The organism is Ruixingdingia sedimenti (assembly GCF_031432425.1).
GTDB lineage: Bacteria > Pseudomonadota > Alphaproteobacteria > Rhodobacterales > Rhodobacteraceae > Ruixingdingia > Ruixingdingia sedimenti.
Genome location: NZ_JAVKPH010000012.1, coordinates 98004 through 116313 on the forward strand (window position 1 = coordinate 98004; position 18310 = coordinate 116313).

Consider the following 18310-nt stretch of genomic DNA (forward strand, 5'->3'; position numbering starts at 1 on the left):
CCAAGAGGGGGCAGAATGCCCCCTGCCCGCTCACCGCTGCAACCGCGCGGCGACAAGGGCGATGGCGCGGGCCGCGGCGGTTTCGGCATCCATGCCGCTGGTGTCCAGCACCACCGCATCCGCGGCCGCGCGCAGCGGCGCATCGGCGCGGCCCCTGTCGCGCGCGTCGCGCTCGACCACCTGCGCCAGCACTGCCTCATAACTCTCGGGCCCGGCCTCGCCGCCCGCTTCCAGCCAGCGGCGGCGGGCGCGGATCTCGGGGCCGGCGGTCACGAACAGCTTCACCTCGGCCTCGGGGCAGATCACGGTGCCGATGTCGCGCCCGTCCAGCACCGCGCCGCCGGGGCGGCGGGCGAAATCGCGCTGAAAGGCGACCAGCGCCGCGCGCACCTCGGGGATCGCGGCGACACGGCTGGCCGCCTGCCCGGCGTCGAGCGTGCGCAGGCCGTCGCGCGCCAGATCGGCGGGCACCAGCCCCCGCGCCGCCGCCACCGGATCGCCGCCCTTCGCCCCCACGGCACGGTAGAGCAGCCCGGTATCCAGATGCGCAAAGCCGAAATGCGCCGCCACCGCGCGCGCGATCGTGCCCTTGCCGGCCGCCGCGGGCCCGTCGATGGCAACGGTGAACGCGCCTGTCACGCCGGGGTCCGCGCGATGTCGGCGCCGAGCCCGGTCATCAGCGCCTCGAACCCGGGGAAGGAGGTGGCAATGGGGCCACCGTCATCCACGCTGACCGGCGCCCGCGCCACGAGGCCGAGGGTGAGGAAACTCATCGCGATGCGGTGGTCGAGATGCACCGCGCAGGTCGCGCCCCCCGGCACGCCGCCCGGCCCCATGCCGTGGACGATCAGGGTGTCCTCGTCCTCATCGATGCGCACGCCGCAGGCCTCGAGCCCCCGGGCCATCGCGTCGATCCGGTCGCTTTCCTTCACCCGCAGTTCCTTGACGCCGCGCATCACCGTGACACCTTCCGCACAGGCGGCAACCACGGCCAGCACCGGGAATTCGTCGATCATGCTGGCGGCGCGGCCGGGCGGGGTCTCGACCCCCTTCAGCACCGAATGGCGCACGCGCAGGTCGGCCACCGGCTCGCCCCCCTCCTCGCGCGGGTTCTCGAAGGCGATGTCGGCGCCCATTTCCAGCAGCGTGACATAGAGCCCGTCGCGCGTCGGGTTGCGGCTGACCCCGGGCACGAGGATCTCGGACCCCGGCACCAGCAGCGCGGCGCAGACCGGAAACGCGGCCGAGGACGGATCGCGCGGCACCGCCACGCGCTGCGGGCGCAACTCGGGCCGGCCGGTCAGCGTGATGACGCGGCCCTCGGCGGTATCCTCCACCCCGATCCCGGCGCCGAAACCCGCGAACATCCGTTCGGTATGGTCGCGCGTCGCCTCCTTCTCGATCACCACGGTCTCGCCCGGCGCATTGAGGCCCGCCAGCAGCACGGCGGATTTGACCTGCGCGCTCGGCACCGGGACGGTGTAGCGCACGGGAAGCGGATCGGCCGCGCCCACCACCGCCATCGGCAGCCGCCCGCCCGCGCGCCCGAAAGCCCGCGCGCCGAACAGCGACAGCGGCTGCGTCACCCGCCCCATCGGGCGCTTGCGCAAGCTGGCGTCGCCGGTGAACACCGCCGTCATCGGCGTGGTCGCCATCGCGCCCATGATCAGCCGCACCCCGGTGCCGGAATTGCCGCAGTCGATCACATCGGCGGGTTCGGAAAACCCGCCCACCCCCACGCCCGCCACGCGCCAGTCGCCGGGGCCGAGCCGTTCCACATCCGCCCCGAAGGCGCGCATGGCGGCGGCGGTATCGAGCACATCCTGCCCTTCCAGCAGCCCCGTCACCCGCGTCTCGCCCACCGCCATCGCGCCCAGGATCAGCGCACGGTGGCTGATCGACTTGTCGCCCGGCACCTCGGCGCGCCCCCGCAGCGGGCCCGAGGCGCGGGCGGTCATCGGAACGGGTTCGGCATGGGCGGACATGGCGGTCTCCTTGACGGTCGGGCCGAGGCTTAGCGAATGCCCGCGCGCCGGTCCACAGCGAAAACGCCCCCGCCCGGTGGTGGCGCCGGGGGAAAGGTCGGCGGCCTCCGGCGGGGATATTTAAGGACAGAAAATGGTCAAGGGGCGCGCCCTTCTTCATTTTCTGTCCGAAAATATCCTCAGGGGGTGAATTGGCGCAGCCAAGAGGGGGCAGAATGCCCCCTGCCCGGTGGACACATGCACCTCAGCCGGGTTTGCGCGCCACGAAATCCACCAGCGCCGACAGGCCGCGATGCGCCGCGCCCTCGGCCACCTCGGCGTCGAAGTCGCGGGCGGCCAGCACCTCCCACCCCGGGAAATCGGCGCGCAGGCCGTCGAGCGTATAGAGGTTTTCCACCGCGCCCGGCCCGCCGGTGCCATAGCCCACCTGCCGCGGCGCATAGCCGTGCAGCAGCACCAGCCCGCCAGCGCGCAGCGTGCGGGCGATGCCGGCATGGATCCGGTCGCGCAAGGCAGGGGGCGCGAACTGGATGAAGATGCCGGCCACGGCGTCGTAGGTTTCTGGCCGCCAGTCCCAGTCCTCGATCCCGGCCTGGTGCAACGTCACCTCCACCTCCCGGGCACGGGCGAGCACGCGGGCCTTTTCCAGCGCGGGGGCAGAGGGTTCCATCGCCTCTGCCCGCAGGCCCTGTGCCGCGGCCCAGGTGGAATTGCGCCCCTCGCCATCGGCAAGAAACAGCACCCGCGCCCCCGGTGCCAGCAGGGGGGCCGCCCGGCGCAGGAAATCGGCGGGTTCGGTGCCGAAGAGGTAATCCGCGCCGCGATAGCGGTCGTCCCAGAAGCTCATCCCCGCCCCTCCGCCGCCGCGGTGCGGCGCAGCGCGCCGGGCGTCGTGGCGTTCAGGATCCGGGCGGAATGGTCGATCACATTCGCCGCCCGGCCCACGATCAGCGGGTCGGGACGGCCCACGGCCTCGGCATCCTTGTCGGGATAGTCGATGGTCGACAGGAAATGCCGCATGCAGTTCAGCCGCGCGCGTTTCTTGTCGTCGGATTTCACGATGGTCCAGGGCGCATCGGCGGTATCGGTATAGAAGAACATCGCCTCTTTCGCCTCGGTATAGGCGTCCCATTTGTCGAGGCTCGCCTTGTCTATGGGCGACAGTTTCCACCGTTTCAGCGGATCGGTCTCGCGCGCGAGGAAACGTTTGCGCTGTTCCTCCTGCGTGACCGAGAACCAGTATTTGTAAAGCCGTATGCCGGAGCGGACGAGCATCCGTTCGAACTCCGGCGCCTCGCGCATGAATTCGAGGTATTCCTTGGGCGTGCAAAAGCCCATCACCCGTTCCACCCCGGCGCGGTTGTACCAGCTGCGGTCGTAGAACACCATTTCGCCCGCGGTCGGCAGATGGGCGATATAGCGTTGCAGGAACCATTCGCCCCTTTCCTTGTCCGAGGGCTTGGTCAGCGCCACCACGCGGGCATAGCGGGGGTTCAGGTGTTCCATGAACCGCTTGATCGTGCCGCCCTTGCCGGCGGCGTCGCGGCCTTCGAACAGGATCACGAATTTCTGCCCGGTATCCTGCGCCCAGATCTGGACCTTGAGCAGTTCGGCCTGCAACCGGGCCTTTTCGGCCTCGTAGGGGGCGCGGCCCATCAGGCGGGGATAGGGATAGCGGCCGCTTTCGAAACTGCGGCGGATGGTGGCGGCATCCGGCGTCAGGCGCGGCAGGGTCGGCTGCGGGGCCCCGGGCGCGGGGGCGGGCGCGGCTTCGGGTGCGGGCGCGGCCCCGGGCGCGGCTTCGGGTGCGGGCGCGGCCCCGGGCGCGCCGGGGGTCGGGCCGGTCGTGGGGGCGGCCGGTTCGGCCTCGGGCCGGGGGGCGGGGGCGTTCGCGGTCATCGGCTCCTCGTGCTGCGGGCAGACATCTGGACATCATGACACATAACCGCCCGCGGCGCGTTGATCGGCGTCAAGCCGATCACAAAGCCGTCATCCCCGTGCCATGAGGGGCGCAGAATCCGCTTTCACCCGCCGCACCCCGCGCCTAACCTGCCCGTGACGTAGCGGGGAGGAACCGGATGCTTACGGTCTATGGCGTATACCGATCGCGGGCGACGCGGCCGATCTGGCTTTTGGGCGAAATCGGGATGGAATGGCGCCATGTGCCGGTGATCCAGACCCGGCGGCTGGCCAGCGCGGGGGCGGGCGAAGCGCCGCTGCACACCACCTCGCCCGATTTCGCCGCGCTGAACCCGATGTGCGAGATCCCCTGCATCGAGGACGACGGGATGGTGCTGACCGAATCCCTCGCCATCACCTGGTACATCGCGCGCCGCTATGGCGGCACCTTCGGGCCCCAGACCCAGAAGGAAGAGGCCCAGATGGCGCAGTGGATGCTGCTGGCCGGAACCACGATCGAACCCCCGGCGCTGACCATCCTCGGCGCCAGCGACGATGCCGCGCGGGACAAGGGGACGGCGCAGCTGGCGAAACCCTTCGCCTGGCTCGACCGGCATCTGGCGGATCACCGCTGGCTGGTGGCCGACCGTTTCACCGTGGCCGATGTCATGCTGGCCGAATGCGTGCGCTATGCCCAGGGCCATCCCCCCGCGCTCGCCCCCTATCCGCATCTCGCGGACTGGCTGGCGCGGTGTCAGGCGCGGCCCGCATGGCAGGCGATGTGGGCGCGGCGCAACGCCGAACCGGCCTGATCCCCCCCCGCCCCACCCCAAAGTCTTGCGCCCTGCCGGGGCGGATGGTCTATTGCTGCCCTGATACCCCAGAACAAGAATCGAGCAGCCGATGCCGAACGACCTTCTTTCCGGCCATGTCGAAGCCTATGACGCCTCGTCCATCGAGGTGCTGGAGGGACTGGAGGCCGTGCGCAAGCGCCCGGGCATGTATATCGGCGGCACCGACGAACGGGCGCTGCACCACATGGTGGCGGAAATCCTCGACAACGCGATGGACGAGGCCGTGGCGGGCCATGCGACAAGGATCGAGGTGGAACTGCACGCCGACCATTCCGTCACCGTGCGCGACAACGGCCGCGGCATCCCGATCGACCCGCATCCCAAGTTCCCCGGCAAATCGGCGCTGGAGGTGATCCTGTGCACGCTGCACGCGGGGGGCAAGTTTTCCAACAAGGCCTATTCGACCTCGGGCGGCCTGAACGGCGTCGGGTCGTCGGTGGTGAACGCGCTGTCCGATCTGATGCGGGTCGAGGTCGCGCGCAACCGCGAACTGTTCGCGCAGGAGTTTTCGCGCGGCAAGCCGCAGGGACCGGTGGTCAAGGTCGGCCCCGCCCCCAACCGGCGCGGCACGGCGGTGACGTTCCATGCGGATGCCGACATCTTCGGCTCGCTCCACCTCAAGCCCGCGCGGCTGTTCAAGATGGCGCGGTCCAAGGCCTATCTGTTTTCCGGCGTCGAAATCCGCTGGAAAACGGCCGTCGACGATGGCGAAACGCCGCTGGAGGCCGTGTTCCACTTTCCCGGGGGTCTGGGGCAGTATCTGGGCGACACGCTCGAAAAGACGATGACCTATGCCGAAAGGCCCTTCACCGGAAAGGTGTCGTTCGAGGAAAAATACGGCGTCCCCGGGTCGGTCGAATGGGCGATCAACTGGACACCGATGCGCGACGGCTTCATCCAGTCCTATTGCAACACCGTCCCCACGCCAGAGGGCGGCACGCATGAATCCGGCTTCTGGGCGGCGATCTGGAAGGGCATCCGCGCCTATGGCGAGTTGTCGAAGAACCGCAAGGCCGACCTCATCACCCGCGACGACCTGATGGCGGGGGGCTGCGCGCTGCTGTCGATCTTCATCCGCGAACCCAGCTTCGTCGGCCAGACCAAGGACCGCCTGTCGACCGAAGAAGCCGCGCGGTGGGTCGAGGGCGCGGTGCGCGACCATTTCGACAACTGGCTGGTGTCGGACCCGAAATCCGCCGGCGCGATCCTCGATTTCCTCGTGCTGCGGGCCGAAGAACGCCTGCGCCGCCGGCAGGAAAAGGAAACCGCGCGCAAATCGGCGACGAAGAAACTGCGCCTGCCCGGGAAACTGGTGGATTGTTCGGCCGCCAACCGCGACGGCACCGAACTGTTCCTGGTCGAGGGCGACAGCGCCGGCGGCAGCGCCAAGATGGCGCGCGACCGGCAGAACCAGGCGCTGCTGCCGCTGCGCGGCAAGATCCTGAACGTTCTGGGCGCGGCCTCGGGCAAGATGGGGGCGAACCAGGAAATCAACGACCTCTGCCAGGCGCTCGGCGTGCAGATGGGCAGCCGGTTCAATGTCGAGGATCTGCGCTACGACAAGGTCATCATCATGACCGACGCCGATGTCGACGGCGCGCATATCGCCAGCCTGCTGATGACCTTCTTCTTCACCCAGATGCGGCCCCTGATCGACAAGGGGCACCTCTATCTGGCCTGCCCGCCGCTTTACCGCCTGACGCAGGGCGCGCGCCGCGTCTATTGCCTGGACGAGGCGGAAAAGGATGCATGGCTGCAAAAGGGTCTGGGCGGCAAGGGCAAGATCGACGTCAGCCGCTTCAAGGGCCTGGGCGAGATGGACGCCAAGGACCTCAAGGACACGACGATGAACCCGGCCACCCGCAAGCTGATCCGCGTCAGCATCGACGAGGACGAACCGGGCGAGACCGGCGATCTGGTGGAACGGCTGATGGGCAAGAAACCCGAACTGCGGTTCCAGTACATCCAGGAAAACGCGCGGTTCGTGGAGGATGTGGACGTGTGAAGCCCCTTCACACGGCGATCAGGATCGCAAGCGCCGCAAGGAAAATAGCCAGCTTGGCCAGAACCAGTCTGGCCAGCCCGATCCTGTCGCCCGCAAGATCGAGGCCGAACGTCGATCCCAGCACGACGACAGCAGCACCCCCGTAGACGCCATAGCAGGCGAGAGGCACATCCATCCCGCAGGCATTCTTCCATGTGAAATAGAATGGCGCGAATGCCATGAACAGCATGGCGGAAAGCAGATTCAGCAGCGGGACGAAAACTCTCAAACCAATTCCTCCGCGCAGGCCAAGATACCTCTGCGCCGGTACGCAGTGATATGCCCCGCTTTTCGTTGTGACAACGCCGCTCGCCCGCCTTTCCCTTGCAAATCCCCGCCCCTCGGCCAGGGGGCACCCGGCCGCGACGCGGCACCCCCTTCCCCCCTGCCCCGTCATGGGCTACGACTTCGGCCATGGTCTGGAACATCCCCAATATCCTGACGCTTCTGCGTCTGCTCGCCGCGCCCGGGGTGGCGGTGATGTTTCTCTATTTCAGCCGTCCCTGGGCCGACTGGCTGGCGCTGGCGCTGTTCGTGGGCGCGGCGATCACCGACTGGTTCGACGGCTATCTCGCGCGGCTGTGGAAACAGGAATCCCGCTTCGGCGCGATGCTCGATCCCATCGCGGACAAGGCGATGGTGGTGATCGCGATCATGGTCATCACCGGCTATTCCGGCATGAACCCCTGGCTGATCCTGCCGGCCACGGTGATCCTGTTCCGCGAGGTGTTCGTCTCTGGCCTGCGCGAATTCCTGGGCGACCGGGCGCATCTTCTCAAGGTCACGAAACTGGCCAAGTGGAAGACGACGGCGCAGATGGTGGCGATCGCGGTCCTTTTCCTCGGCACCGGCCTTGCCTATCTTGAATCCGGGCGCCCGCCGCTGGCGGGCGAGGGCGAGTTGCCGCCGGGCGTCACCTATGCCTCCATCGCCACCGGGGCGGGGCTGGTGCTGATCTGGATCGCGGCGGCGCTGACCTTTGCGACGGGATGGGAATACCTGCGCAAGGCGATGCCCTATCTGCGGGACGATGCGCGATGACGGTGCTGGATGTGCTTTATTTCGCCTGGGTGCGCGAACGGGTGGGCGCCCCGCGCGAACGGGTGGAAACCGCGGCGAAGGACGTGGCCGCGCTGATCGCCGAACTGCGCGCGCGGTCCGACGGGCACGAAGCCGCCTTTGCCGACACCGCCGCCCTGCGCGTGGCCATCGACCAGGAACTGGCGGAATTCGACGCACCCTTGGCCGGCGCGCGCGAGGTGGCGTTCTTTCCGCCGATGACCGGGGGCTGAGATGGACGTGCGGGTGCAGGCCGAACCCTTCGACCCGGGGACAGAGGCCGCCGCCTTCACCGCCGCGCAGGGCGCACGGGCGGGGGCTGTCGTCACCTTCACCGGCATGGTGCGCGATGCCGAAGGCCGGCTCGACCGGATGGAGATCGAGCATTACCCCGGCATGACCGAACGCGCCATCGCCGCCATCGTGGCGCAGGCTGCGGAACGCTGGCACCTGCTGGACGCGCTGGTGATCCACCGCCACGGCGCGCTGCGGCCGGGCGCGCCGATCATGATGGTCGCCACCGCCGCCGCCCACCGGGCCGAGGCCTTCGCCGCGGCGGAATTCCTGATGGACTACCTGAAATCCCGCGCGCCCTTCTGGAAGAAGGAAGTCACCGCGGCAGGCGCCGCCTGGGTGGCGGCGAAGGCTGACGACGAGGACGCATTGCGCCGCTGGTAGCCTGCCGGGGCGGGCCCCTACCGCATCCCCATGCCGGCCCGCATCAGCCCCCGCCGCACCGGCGCCGCGGAATAAAGCGCGTTCAGCACCCCCGCCCGCAAATCGCGCAACGCCGGCGCGCCGATCATCGAGGCGCGGTTCAGCAGGTCGATCCCCCGCACCCGCAGCGCGATTTCCCCGTGGCGGCGGCGGGCATAGGCATCCAGCATCGCGCGATCCCCCAGCCGGCCGGGCGCGGTGGTGGCCAGTTCCAGCAGCACGCGCAGATCGGCAAGGCTCATGTTCAGCCCCTGCGCGCCGATGGGCGGGACGACATGCGCCGCCTCTGCGATCAGGGCGGTGCGTTCGGCGGTCATCCGGTCGGCGATCTGGCTGATGATGGGCCAGACCGTGCGGCGCGTTTCCAGCCGCAGGGGGCCGAACAGGCCGCAGGACCGCTCGGTCATCTCCGGCTCGAATGCCTCCACCGGCAGGGCGGCCAGCCGCTGCGCCTCCGGCCCCCGTTCCATCCAGACCACGGCAGAGGCCGGGCGGCCCTCGCGGTCCGGCAGGGGCACCAGCGTGAACGGCCCGCCGGATCGGTGGATTTCCGTCGACACATTGTCATGCGGCACCGGATGGGTGACGGCAAAGGCCAGCGCCTTCTGGCCATAGCGCGTCACCCGCGCCCCGATGCCGAGCGCGCGGCGCACCGCAGAATCGCGCCCGTCGGCCGCCACCAGCAGCCGCGCCGAAACCCGCGTGCCGTCCGACAGCGTGACCAGCGCCGCGCCCTCGCGCGTCAGCACATCCGCCGTCGCCACCCCGGGGCGGAAGGTGACACCCGGCAGATCGTCGAGCCGCGCCACCATTTCCCGCCGCAACAGCCAGTTGGGCAGGTTCCAGCCGAAGGGCTGGTCGGAAATGTCGGCGGCGTCGAAATCCTTGACCACCCGCGGTTCCGGCCGCGGCCCGCCGGCATCGACGATGCGCATCACCCGCAGGGGCATCGCATGCGGCGCCAGCCGGTCCCACAGCCCCGCCGCCTGAAGCACGGGGATCGAGGGTTGCAGGAAAGCCGTGCTGCGCAGATCCGCACCCGCGTCGCCCTCTGCCGTCACCGGGGGGGCCGGGTCTACCACCAGCACCGAAAACCCCGCCGCCCCGAAAGCCGCCGCCGCCGAAAGCCCCGCGACCCCGCCGCCCGAGACCAGAACGTCCACCTCTGTCCGCATCGCCGCCTGCCCTTCCTGCGCCCGCCCGGCCCCGCCGCCGATCGCAGGCACGCGCGGCGCCCCGGGAACGGGCCGCCCCATCCTAGGCCCGGCCCGCGCGCGGGGAAAGGTGCAAAGCCCGGCCGTCCGCGCGGCGGGATCGCCCCGGCGATATTCAGCCCCGCCCGCGGCGCGTTTCCAGAAACGCCAGAAAGCACCGCGCGACGACAAGCGCCGGATCCGCCCCGGGCGCCGGGATCTTCCGCCCCGGAATGAATTCGTCGCGCAGGATCCGCAAAGTCGCCTCGCGCGGTGTCGACAGGAATTGATCGAGGCTCCGCCAGCCGTCATCCGCAGGGGCCGGGGCGATCGCATCGCCATAGTCGATACCGGAAACGGATTTCAGCCAGGCCACATCCCCGGCGTCGACGGAGGGGGCCAGAAGATGCGCGGGAACGTGGAAGGGGCCGGGGAAAAGGGCGCGGATACGTTCGACGAAGATCCACCGCGCTTCCCGCATCTGCCGCCCCTCCCCGAAGGCAGAGACGAATCCGTTCAGAAGATGGATGATCCGGACCGCCTCGACCGACAGGGTTTCATTGGTGTTCTCCGGCGCCTTCGGCGCCGCGCAACCGACGATGGCGGCGAAATCCGAAACGATGTCACGATCCTTCAGTTCGGATCGCGCATAATTGCGGATGACGAGATCGTCCTTTCCGGCGATCTTCAGAAATTTCTCGATGCGCTGGCGATAGCCGGAACTCGGCGGGGTGCCCCTGTAGGTGTCGGCCTTGATGACCTCCTGCAACCTGCTCGCGGCAAGCGATACGGGATCGCGGACATATACGATCACGATCACCTTCCTGTCGTTGCGCGCCAGCGCCCCGAACATCCCGGAAATGCCGGGCGGGGGGATCATCGATATGTCCTCGCCGGAAACGATGATGTCGTCCCCGGAATGGGCGTCGAAATAGCTGTCGATCAGATGCGCGAACTCTTCCTTCTTCCCGTCGGCCTGCGCGGGCGTCAGCCCGGCCGCCTCCCAGATGTGATAGGATTGGTGACGCCCGGAATAGGCGGTGTAAAAGGGAATGGAATGGTTCCGATAGCCGAGCTCCGCATACCGGACCCCATCGCCCCGATACCCCTCGAAGGCCGACTGGATCGCGGTGGTGCCGGTCTTGTGCAATCCGACATGCAGGTAGATGGTCTGTGGTTTCGCTTTCCTTGCCATCAGATCACCTCTTGCGCGCGCACCGCTGGTTTCCGGTAAAGGGCGTATCGACCGCCGGCACATACAGCCCCGCACCCATGACGCGGCGCAACGGCAAGAACATACAGGACCAAGGCCCTGTTCCAGACAATGCCGCGGCATGGTCCCTTACCCCATGGCGGGGTTCATAATGGAGCGCCGGTGCCTTGCCAAGCGCCTCCATCCGTGCCTGTCCGGGACATGAGCGATCCGCCGCTCCGCCCGCGCCGCAGGCAGGCAGGCAGGCCGTCTCAGGGCCGCACGAATTTCGCCCCGCCCGGCGTGCCGCCGCCCGTGCCTTCGCGCAGGGGCGGGCGGGCGCGGTGCATCACGGCGTCTTCCGCCTCGAGCGCCGCGCGCAGTTCCTGCAAGGGCCCGCCGATCATCGTGCCGAGCGCGACCTTGCGCCCCGTCAGTTCCGCCTTGGCCGACACGACGGAAACGACCTGCGCCACCCCGTCCTCGCCCGTGGTGAAGATCGGCGCGCCGGACGATCCGAAATCGACGTTGCACGACAGCACCAGCACCCCCGGCTGGTGGCCCAGCACATGGCAGACCTCTTGCAGCGCGGGCGCCTCTGCCCGGTCGCGGGCGTAGGAGACGACGCCGACCGCCTGCCCCGTGCCGGGGTTCCCGGCGGTTTCGAACGGGCGGATCGAGGGCAGGCGGATCGGCTGGTCGAGTTCCACCAGCGCCAGATCGCTCGCCACCCGGCCCAGATCGTCATCCGCGCCGAAACGGTAGCCCGGATGCGGCACCGCGCGCCGCGCACCGCGATAGGCGGCGGCGCGGCCGTTGCGCCAGCCGGCGAGGAACTGGATGTCGCCGGCCGCGATCCGCTTGCCGGCCTTGTCGAACAGGCAATGCGCCGCGGTCAGCACCAGTTGCGGCGCGATCAGTGCCCCGGTGCAGAACCCCCGCCCGGCCAGTTCCAGCCGGCCCACGGCCTCCCACCCCCGGCTGTCGGTGCCGGTGTCGAGCCGCTTCAGCCCCTCCTGCGCCGTGGCGGCGGGCGCGGCGAGGGCAAGGATCAGGGCGAGGATCAGGCGCATCGGGGGCTCCGGTCGGGTCTTTGCCGGGCGTAGCCCCGGGCTGCGGCAGGATTATGGCCCGGATGCGGCCAGCGCGCGGGGTTTCGGCCCGCCCGTGGCCCAGTCGAGCAGTTCCACCGTATGCACCACCGGCACCCCGGTGCCCGCGCCGATCTGCATCATGCAGCCGATGTTGCCGGCGGCGATCACATCGGGCTTGCGCGCCTCCAGCGTCGCCACCTTGCGGTCGCGCAGCTGGCGCGAGATTTCCGGCTGCATCAGGTTGTAGGTGCCCGCGGACCCGCAGCACAGATGGCTGTCCACGGGCTCCACCACCTCGAACCCGGCGCGTTTCAGCAGGTCCTTGGGCGCGGCCTTGACCCGCTGCCCGTGTTGCAGCGAACAGGCGGCGTGATAGGCGACCCGCAGGCCCTTGGGCGCGCCTTCCTGCAGGCCGAGGCGGACCAGCAGTTCGGTCACATCCAGCGCCAGTGCCGACACCTCTGCCGCATCCGCCGCCAGCGGATCATTGCGGAACATATGGCCGTAGTCCTTCACCGTCGTGCCGCAGCCCGAGGTGTTGATGACCACCGCGTCGAGCCCCCCCGCCCGCTTTTCCCCCATCCATGCGGCGATGTTGCGCGCCGCCGCCGCGTGGCTTTCGCCCACCCGCCCCATGTGATGGGTCAGCGCACCGCAACAGCCCATGCCGCGCGCGATCACCACCTCGCACCCCAAGCGGCGCAAGAGGCGGATGGTGGCGTCGTTGATGTCGGTGTTCAGCGCCCGTTGCGCGCAGCCCGTCATCAGCGCCACCCGCATCCGCCGCGCGCCCTGCGCGGGAAACACCTGCGGGTCGTCGTTGCGGCTGACCGGGGGGATATGCACCGGCGCCATGTCCAGCATCGCGCGCAGCCGCGCATCCGGCATCAGCCGCGCGAAGGGCCGCCCCAGCTTCGCCGCCGCCAGCGCCAGCCGGAACCGCCCCGGATAGGGCAATATTCGCGCCAGCACCCACCGCAGCGCGCGGTCCATGGGCGGGCGGCGGTAGGTCTTTTCGATATAGGCGCGGGCCTCGTCCACCAGATGCATGTAGTGCACGCCGCTCGGGCAGGTGGTCATGCAGGACAGGCAGGACAGGCAGCGGTCGATATGCTTCACCGTCCGCGCATCGGCGGGGCGGCCCTTTTCCAGCATGTCCTTGATCAGGTAGATGCGGCCCCTCGGGCTGTCCAACTCGTCGCCCAACACCTGATAGGTCGGGCAGGTGGCGGTGCAGAAGCCGCAATGGACGCAGGTCCGCAGCACCTCGTTGGCGCGCGCGATGCCGGGATCCTGCAACTGCTCGGGGGTGAAGTTCGTCTGCATCTTTCTACCCCATCAGCCCCGGATTGAGGATCCCGCGCGGGTCGAACTGCGCCCGCAGCCCGGCGGCCAGCGCCGCCACCGCCGGGGGCTGCGGCTGGAACAGCGGCACGTCGCCCACAAGGTCCGCCCCCTTGACCAGCGTCGCATGCCCGCCCGCCTGCGCCGCCGCCCGGTGCAGCGCCGACAAGAGCCGCCCGGCGCCGCCCCCGTCCAACCCCTCGTCCGCCGCGACCCAAGCCAGCCCGCCGCCCCAATCCAGCAGCGCCGTACAGGGATGCGCCCGCGCCACCCCGGCCATCATCCCCGCCACCTGCGACGGACGCAGCGAGAGGCGCGCGACGAAGGGCATGTCATGGAACGCCGTCACATCGCGCAGCCCGCGCCACAGCGCGGCGGACGCCGCCGGGTCGCGGTCGATGTCGGCGATGCCGTGCGCCGTCAGCAGATGCGCCAGCCGTTCGGCCCGATAGGCGACCGACCGCGAAAATCCTTCGATCCGCAGCAGAACCTCGCCCGGGTTGCCCCAATGCGGGGTGGTGAAGGCCGCCCCCGTGACCTCGTAGGGCGAGCCGAGCGCCGCCGCCATCGCCGCGACCGCCGCCGCCTCGCCCGGCACGGTCAGGCGCAGCGTCGCCTCGGTTTCCGGCACCGGCAGGACCTTGAAGGCCACCTCGGTCAGCACGCCCAATGTGCCGTGGCTGCCCGCCAGCAGCTTGACCAGATCGTAGCCGGTGACGTTCTTCATCACCCGCCCGCCATTGGCCACCGCCATGCCCGCGCCATCGACGAACCGCACCCCCAGCATGTAGTCGCGGCACGCCCCCGCCTGCACCCGCCGGGGGCCGGAGGCATTGGCCGCCGCCACGCCGCCGATGGTGGATGCGCCCCCGCGCCCCAGAAGCCCGCGCAGATCCGGCGGCTCGAACGCCAGCCGCTGGTTCTCGCGCGCCAGGGCCGCCTCCACCTCTGCCAGCGGCGTGCCCGCGCGCACCACCAGCGTCAGCGCGCCGGGCTCGTAAAGCGTGATCCCCGACAACCCCCCGGTCTCCAGCACCGTCCCGGCCAGCGCGCACGGCACCCGCGTGCCCCCGCCCCGCACCGCCAGCGGGCCCTCGGCATCGCGCAGCATGGCGGCCAGTTCGGCCTCGTCCCCCGGGCGCATCATGCCCGCCGCCCCTCGGTCAGATGCAGCGGGAACACCTTGGCGGGGTTCAGCAGCCAGCGGGGGTCGAACACGTCCTTGACGCGCAACTGCGCCTCGATGTCGTCGCGGGTGAACTGCACCTCCATCAGGTCGCGCTTTTCCACCCCCACGCCATGTTCCCCGGTCAGGCAGCCCCCCGCCCGCACGCAAAGCCGCAGGATATCGGCGCCCAACGCCTCCGCCTTGTCCAGATCGCCGGGCCTGTTGGCGTCGAACAGGATCAAGGGATGCATGTTGCCGTCGCCCGCATGGAACACATTGGCCACGCCCAACCCGTACCGGCGCGCCAGATCGCCGATGCCGCGCAGCACATCCGGCAGGGCGGACACCGGGATCGTGCCGTCGAGGCAGATGTAATCCGCGATCTGCCCCATCGCCCCGAAGGCCGACTTGCGCCCCAGCCAGATGCGGCGGGCCTCGTCCTCGTCGCCTGCCTCGCGCAGTTCCAGCGGCGCATGGCGCAGCGCGACCTGCTTGATCAGCGCCAGTTGCTCGTCGATCTCGCCCGCGCTGCCCTCGACCTCGACGATCAGCAGCGCCTCGCAATCGGGATAGCCGGCCTTGGCGAAGGCCTCGCAGGCCTCGATGCAGGGGCGGTCCATGAACTCGATGGCGACGGGCAGGACACCGGCCTTGATGATGTCGGACACGCAGGCCCCCGCGACCTCGTTGGCGGCAAAGGCCATCAGCACGGGCCGCGCGCCCTCGGGTTTCGGCAGGATGCGCAGGGTCGCCTCGGTCACCACGCCCAACTGCCCCTCGGACCCGCAGACGACCCCCAGCAGGTCGAGCCCCCCGGGATCCATCGCGCCCCCGCCCAGATCCACCACCGTGCCGTCCATCAGCACCATGGTGACGCCCAGAAGGTTGTTCGTCGTCACCCCGTATTTCAGGCAATGCGCCCCGCCCGAGTTCATGGCGATATTGCCCGCGATGGCACAGGCCAGCTGGCTGGACGGGTCGGGGGCGTAGAAGAACCCGTCGCCCTCCACCGCGCCGGTGACGGCAAGGTTGGTGCGCCCGGTCTGCACCCGGATCAGGCGGTCGGCATAGTCGACCTCCAGCACCGCGGTCATCCGCGCCACGCCGAGGATCACCGCATCCGCCGTGGGCAGCGCGCCGCCCGCAAGGCTGGTGCCCGCGCCGCGCGGCACGACCGGCACACCCTCGTCATGGCAGATGCGCATGACGGCGGAAACCTCTGCCGTGCTGCGCGGCAACACCACGGCCAGCGGCGGGCAGCGATAGGCGGTCAGCGCGTCGCATTCATAGGCGCGCACCTCTTCTTCTGCATGGATGACGGCATCGGCAGGCAGCGCCGCCTGCAACCGCGCCACGATCCGGCCCTTGCGCGACAGGATCTCGGGGTTGGGCGCGGGCATCTGCATGGCGGCATCCTTGCTGGCGATGGGCCGAATGTCCACCTTTGGCAGGCCCGTGGCAAGGCCCGCGCCCCTGCCCGGCGGCATCGCGTAGCGAGAGTGCGGGGGCCTCCGGCGGGGATATTTAAGGACAGAAAATGGAACGGGCGCCCCTCTTCGGAACTCCGCGCACCCTTCTTCATTTTCTGTCTGAAAATATCCTCAGGAGGTGAATTGGCGCAGCCAAGAGGGGGCAGAATGCCCCCTGCGCCGCCGGCCAAAGGGTGGGCGGCGCAGGGGATGGGGTCACTTCACGGTGATCACCGGCAAGTCGCGATGGCGGTAGTGTTCCACCGCCTCGTCCACCAGTTCCACCCCCAGACCCGGCGCATCGCCCGGCGCGCGCAGCGTGCCGTTCTCGATCACGAAGCCCGGCGTCTTCACGATGTCGTCGGTGATCGAGGCGGTGTCCATCGTGCCGTGCAGGTAGAGGAACAGCGACAGTTCGTCGTTGAACCGGTCCGACTTGCGGCGCGTCACGGCGAAATGCGCGCCCGCCGCGGCGGCGATGGAGTTGCCCTGGTTGCAGATCTGGTAGTCGAGGAAGGCCTGGTCCATCAGGTCGGCCCATTTCACCGCGCGATGGATGCCGCCCACCCGGCAGACGAGGCAATGGCCGCCGTCATAGGCCCCGGCCTTGATCGCGCCGAAGGCCTCGCCGACCGACATCATGCCGTGGTCGGCGATCAGCGGCACGCGGGTCTTGGACCGCAGCAGCACATGGCCCTCGACATCATAGGCGGGCAGCGGCTGTTCGACGAAGTTCAACCCGTATTCGTCCAGTTGCTCGATGGTGCGCAGCGCGCCCGACAGGTTGTAGGCCATGCCCATGTCCACCCCGATCGGCACCTCCGCGCCGAGCGTGTCGCGCATCGCGCGGAACCGGGCGAGCGCGTTCTTCGGATCGGCGTTCACATGCAGCTTGATCGACCGGAAGCCCGCGTCGATATGCGCCTTGGCCTCTGCCGCCGCTTCCTCGGGCGTGGGCAGGAAGGACTGGATATGTTCCAGCGGGATCCGGTCGCGCTGGATGCCGCCCAGAAGGTCATGGACCGGCACGCCCAGGATCTTGCCCTTGAGGTCGTAAAGCGCGCAGTCGAAGGTGCCCAGAACGTACCAGTTTTCCGAATACCAGCCGTTGATCGAGGTCTCGAGCCGGTTCAGCAGGTGATGCGTGCGGCGCGGATCCTCGCCGATCAGCATCCTGGCCATGTCCTTCATCAGCACCATCGCGCCTTCGCGCGAGACGCCGGATTTCAGCAGCGGCGCATCGGGATAGCTGTAGGAACTGCCGATGCCGGTATGCCCGGTGTCGGTATGGATCTTCATCAGGATGAAGTTGTTCGACGCCGGCGTCGGCCCGGTGGCGAAGATCAGCCGCCCCTTGTGCGGCTGATCCAGCGCGATGATCTCGATCGAGGTGATTTTCATGGCAGTCCTTCTGCATAATATGCCGCGCCCCTGCCCCCGCCCTGCCGGCAAAGGCCATGATCCGGGCACAAGAGGGGCCCTTCCGATCCTTTGTGACGGGCGCGACCGTGCCTTGCGATCACTGCGCAAGGGGACAAGAGCCGGCGATTGACCTGAAACCGCAGTGGGACATACTGGACGTGCCATCATGACCGTTGTCTGGGAGGTTGATATGCCGATCATTTACGGAACGAACGGATCCGACACGCTGGAAGGCGGCGAGGGTGACGACACCATCTATGGGCTTCAGGGACCGGACTTGTTGCTGGGGCTCGGGGGCGACGATCACCTGATGGGAAACCAGGACAACGACAGCCTGGACGGCGGCAACGGCAACGATACGCTGGACGGCGGTAACGGCGACGACAGTCTGGACGGCGGCGATGGTGAGGACCTCCTCGACGGCGGCGCCGGCGATGACATGCTGTCAGGCAGCGAGGGTGACGACACGCTGACAGGTGGCAGCGGACGCGACACGCTGCATGGCGGTGCGGGCAACGACATCCTGGACGGCGGCGAAGACAACGACAGGCTGTACGGCGGCGATGGGAACGACACGCTGATAGGCGGCAGTGGAAGCCATATGTTTTATGGCGGCGCGGGCGATGACGTACTTTACGGCGGATCGCGAGTCGACTCGCTTTACGGCGGCGACGGGCTCTGTTGCACAAATCGCGTGAGGGATTCATCTCGTGAATCCAGCGTGGTAGCTTGACTGCATGAGCAGACCGACACCCCCGATCTACAAGACCAGGAACTGGCCCGCCTATAACCAAGCGCTCAAGCGCCGCGGCTCTCTGACGATCTGGTTCGACCCCGCCATGACGTGGAAGGCCGCGCCGACTGGCAAGC

General features: G+C 69.1%; 18 protein-coding genes and 1 pseudogene. 7 read left to right on the top strand and 12 right to left on the bottom strand.

Annotated elements, in window-relative coordinates; all coding sequences use genetic code 11:
• Positions 1-30: 30 nt before the first annotated feature.
• The 4 genes from RGD00_RS11975 to ppk2 form a co-directional block, all read right to left on the bottom strand.
• On the bottom strand, positions 31-639 hold the full coding sequence (locus RGD00_RS11975) for a (d)CMP kinase (protein ID WP_310457564.1): 609 nt from the start codon (positions 637-639) through the stop codon (positions 31-33).
• The gene (aroA, locus tag RGD00_RS11980) at positions 636-1985 is read right to left on the bottom strand and encodes a 3-phosphoshikimate 1-carboxyvinyltransferase (protein WP_310457565.1); all 1350 of its coding nucleotides are present in this window, start codon (positions 1983-1985) and stop codon (positions 636-638) included. The genes RGD00_RS11975 and aroA overlap by 4 nt, the downstream gene beginning before the upstream one ends.
• 244 nt (positions 1986-2229) lie before the next feature.
• Complete coding sequence (locus RGD00_RS11985) at positions 2230-2832, bottom strand: class I SAM-dependent methyltransferase (protein WP_310457566.1); 603 nt, start codon at positions 2830-2832, stop codon at positions 2230-2232.
• A complete protein-coding gene (ppk2, locus tag RGD00_RS11990) occupies positions 2829-3884 on the bottom strand; it encodes a polyphosphate kinase 2 (RefSeq protein WP_310457567.1) in 1056 nt (351 codons plus the stop codon). Before ppk2 ends, RGD00_RS11985 begins: the two co-directional genes overlap by 4 nt.
• A gap of 179 nt (positions 3885-4063) precedes the next feature.
• Here ppk2 and RGD00_RS11995 point away from each other — a divergent pair, with 179 nt between their 5' ends.
• Positions 4064-4696: a glutathione S-transferase family protein gene (locus RGD00_RS11995; RefSeq protein ID WP_310457568.1), complete on the top strand. Its 633-nt coding sequence runs from the start codon at positions 4064-4066 to the stop codon at positions 4694-4696.
• Positions 4697-4787: 91 nt separating this feature from the next.
• Entirely contained in the window at positions 4788-6743 is a 1956-nt protein-coding gene (gene parE / locus RGD00_RS12000; RefSeq protein WP_310457569.1) for a DNA topoisomerase IV subunit B, read from the top strand.
• A gap of 7 nt (positions 6744-6750) precedes the next feature.
• Here parE and RGD00_RS12005 read toward each other — a convergent pair whose 3' ends face one another.
• The gene (locus tag RGD00_RS12005) at positions 6751-6972 is read right to left on the bottom strand and encodes a hypothetical protein (protein ID WP_310457570.1); all 222 of its coding nucleotides are present in this window, start codon (positions 6970-6972) and stop codon (positions 6751-6753) included.
• Between the two features lie 224 nt (positions 6973-7196).
• Between RGD00_RS12005 and pgsA the strand changes: the two genes are divergently transcribed.
• From pgsA to RGD00_RS12020, 3 genes are read left to right on the top strand one after another with little or no spacing between them, the layout of a single operon-like run.
• Positions 7197-7823, top strand: coding sequence for a CDP-diacylglycerol--glycerol-3-phosphate 3-phosphatidyltransferase (gene pgsA, locus RGD00_RS12010; protein WP_310457571.1), 627 nt, complete (start codon positions 7197-7199; stop codon positions 7821-7823).
• A gap of 5 nt (positions 7824-7828) precedes the next feature.
• Entirely contained in the window at positions 7829-8074 is a 246-nt protein-coding gene (moaD, locus tag RGD00_RS12015) for a molybdopterin converting factor subunit 1 (RefSeq protein WP_310457583.1), read from the top strand.
• A gap of 1 nt (position 8075) precedes the next feature.
• Positions 8076-8519 carry a molybdenum cofactor biosynthesis protein MoaE gene (locus tag RGD00_RS12020; RefSeq protein ID WP_310457572.1) on the top strand — a complete coding sequence of 148 codons (444 nt, stop codon included), beginning with the start codon at positions 8076-8078 and terminating at the stop codon, positions 8517-8519.
• A gap of 17 nt (positions 8520-8536) precedes the next feature.
• Here the strand turns inward: RGD00_RS12020 and RGD00_RS12025 are convergent, their stop codons facing one another.
• From RGD00_RS12025 to RGD00_RS12055, 7 genes are all read right to left on the bottom strand, one after another.
• A complete protein-coding gene (locus tag RGD00_RS12025) occupies positions 8537-9733 on the bottom strand; it encodes a UbiH/UbiF family hydroxylase (RefSeq protein ID WP_310457584.1) in 1197 nt (398 codons plus the stop codon).
• A 154-nt stretch (positions 9734-9887) separates the two neighbouring features.
• The gene (locus RGD00_RS12030) at positions 9888-10946 is read right to left on the bottom strand and encodes a hypothetical protein (protein ID WP_310457573.1); all 1059 of its coding nucleotides are present in this window, start codon (positions 10944-10946) and stop codon (positions 9888-9890) included.
• Positions 10947-11215: 269 nt separating this feature from the next.
• Positions 11216-12016: a trypsin-like serine peptidase gene (locus RGD00_RS12035; protein WP_310457574.1), complete on the bottom strand. Its 801-nt coding sequence runs from the start codon at positions 12014-12016 to the stop codon at positions 11216-11218.
• Positions 12017-12067: 51 nt separating this feature from the next.
• Entirely contained in the window at positions 12068-13363 is a 1296-nt protein-coding gene (glcF, locus tag RGD00_RS12040; RefSeq protein WP_310457575.1) for a glycolate oxidase subunit GlcF, read from the bottom strand.
• 4 nt (positions 13364-13367) lie between these two features.
• Positions 13368-14525: an FAD-binding protein gene (locus tag RGD00_RS12045; RefSeq protein ID WP_310457585.1), complete on the bottom strand. Its 1158-nt coding sequence runs from the start codon at positions 14523-14525 to the stop codon at positions 13368-13370.
• Entirely contained in the window at positions 14525-15955 is a 1431-nt protein-coding gene (locus RGD00_RS12050) for an FAD-linked oxidase C-terminal domain-containing protein (RefSeq protein WP_310457576.1), read from the bottom strand. Before RGD00_RS12050 ends, RGD00_RS12045 begins: the two co-directional genes overlap by 1 nt.
• A gap of 279 nt (positions 15956-16234) precedes the next feature.
• Positions 16235-17419, bottom strand: coding sequence for a mandelate racemase/muconate lactonizing enzyme family protein (locus RGD00_RS12055; protein ID WP_310457577.1), 1185 nt, complete (start codon positions 17417-17419; stop codon positions 16235-16237).
• Positions 17420-17606: 187 nt separating this feature from the next.
• On the opposite strand from RGD00_RS12055, the gene RGD00_RS12060 reads away from it, so the two are divergent.
• The gene (locus RGD00_RS12060; protein WP_310457578.1) at positions 17607-18173 is read left to right on the top strand and encodes a calcium-binding protein; all 567 of its coding nucleotides are present in this window, start codon (positions 17607-17609) and stop codon (positions 18171-18173) included.
• Positions 18174-18177: 4 nt separating this feature from the next.
• Positions 18178-18310 (top strand): annotated as a pseudogene (locus tag RGD00_RS12065) (IS5/IS1182 family transposase); the annotation flags it as partial.

Coding starts and splice junctions, on each gene's coding strand:
- aroA (WP_310457565.1), bottom strand. CDS start 1,985: ATGTCCGCCCATGCCGAACCCGTTCCGATGACCGCCCGCGCCTCGGGC.
- RGD00_RS11985 (WP_310457566.1), bottom strand. CDS start 2,832: ATGAGCTTCTGGGACGACCGCTATCGCGGCGCGGATTACCTCTTCGGC.
- ppk2 (WP_310457567.1), bottom strand. CDS start 3,884: ATGACCGCGAACGCCCCCGCCCCCCGGCCCGAGGCCGAACCGGCCGCC.
- RGD00_RS11995 (WP_310457568.1), top strand. CDS start 4,064: ATGCTTACGGTCTATGGCGTATACCGATCGCGGGCGACGCGGCCGATC.
- parE (WP_310457569.1), top strand. CDS start 4,788: ATGCCGAACGACCTTCTTTCCGGCCATGTCGAAGCCTATGACGCCTCG.
- RGD00_RS12005 (WP_310457570.1), bottom strand. CDS start 6,972: ATGCTGTTCATGGCATTCGCGCCATTCTATTTCACATGGAAGAATGCC.
- pgsA (WP_310457571.1), top strand. CDS start 7,197: ATGGTCTGGAACATCCCCAATATCCTGACGCTTCTGCGTCTGCTCGCC.
- RGD00_RS12020 (WP_310457572.1), top strand. CDS start 8,076: ATGGACGTGCGGGTGCAGGCCGAACCCTTCGACCCGGGGACAGAGGCC.
- RGD00_RS12025 (WP_310457584.1), bottom strand. CDS start 9,733: ATGCGGACAGAGGTGGACGTTCTGGTCTCGGGCGGCGGGGTCGCGGGG.
- RGD00_RS12030 (WP_310457573.1), bottom strand. CDS start 10,946: ATGGCAAGGAAAGCGAAACCACAGACCATCTACCTGCATGTCGGATTG.
- RGD00_RS12035 (WP_310457574.1), bottom strand. CDS start 12,016: ATGCGCCTGATCCTCGCCCTGATCCTTGCCCTCGCCGCGCCCGCCGCC.
- glcF (WP_310457575.1), bottom strand. CDS start 13,363: ATGCAGACGAACTTCACCCCCGAGCAGTTGCAGGATCCCGGCATCGCG.
- RGD00_RS12045 (WP_310457585.1), bottom strand. CDS start 14,525: ATGCGCCCGGGGGACGAGGCCGAACTGGCCGCCATGCTGCGCGATGCC.
- RGD00_RS12050 (WP_310457576.1), bottom strand. CDS start 15,955: ATGCAGATGCCCGCGCCCAACCCCGAGATCCTGTCGCGCAAGGGCCGG.
- RGD00_RS12055 (WP_310457577.1), bottom strand. CDS start 17,419: ATGAAAATCACCTCGATCGAGATCATCGCGCTGGATCAGCCGCACAAG.
- RGD00_RS12060 (WP_310457578.1), top strand. CDS start 17,607: ATGACCGTTGTCTGGGAGGTTGATATGCCGATCATTTACGGAACGAAC.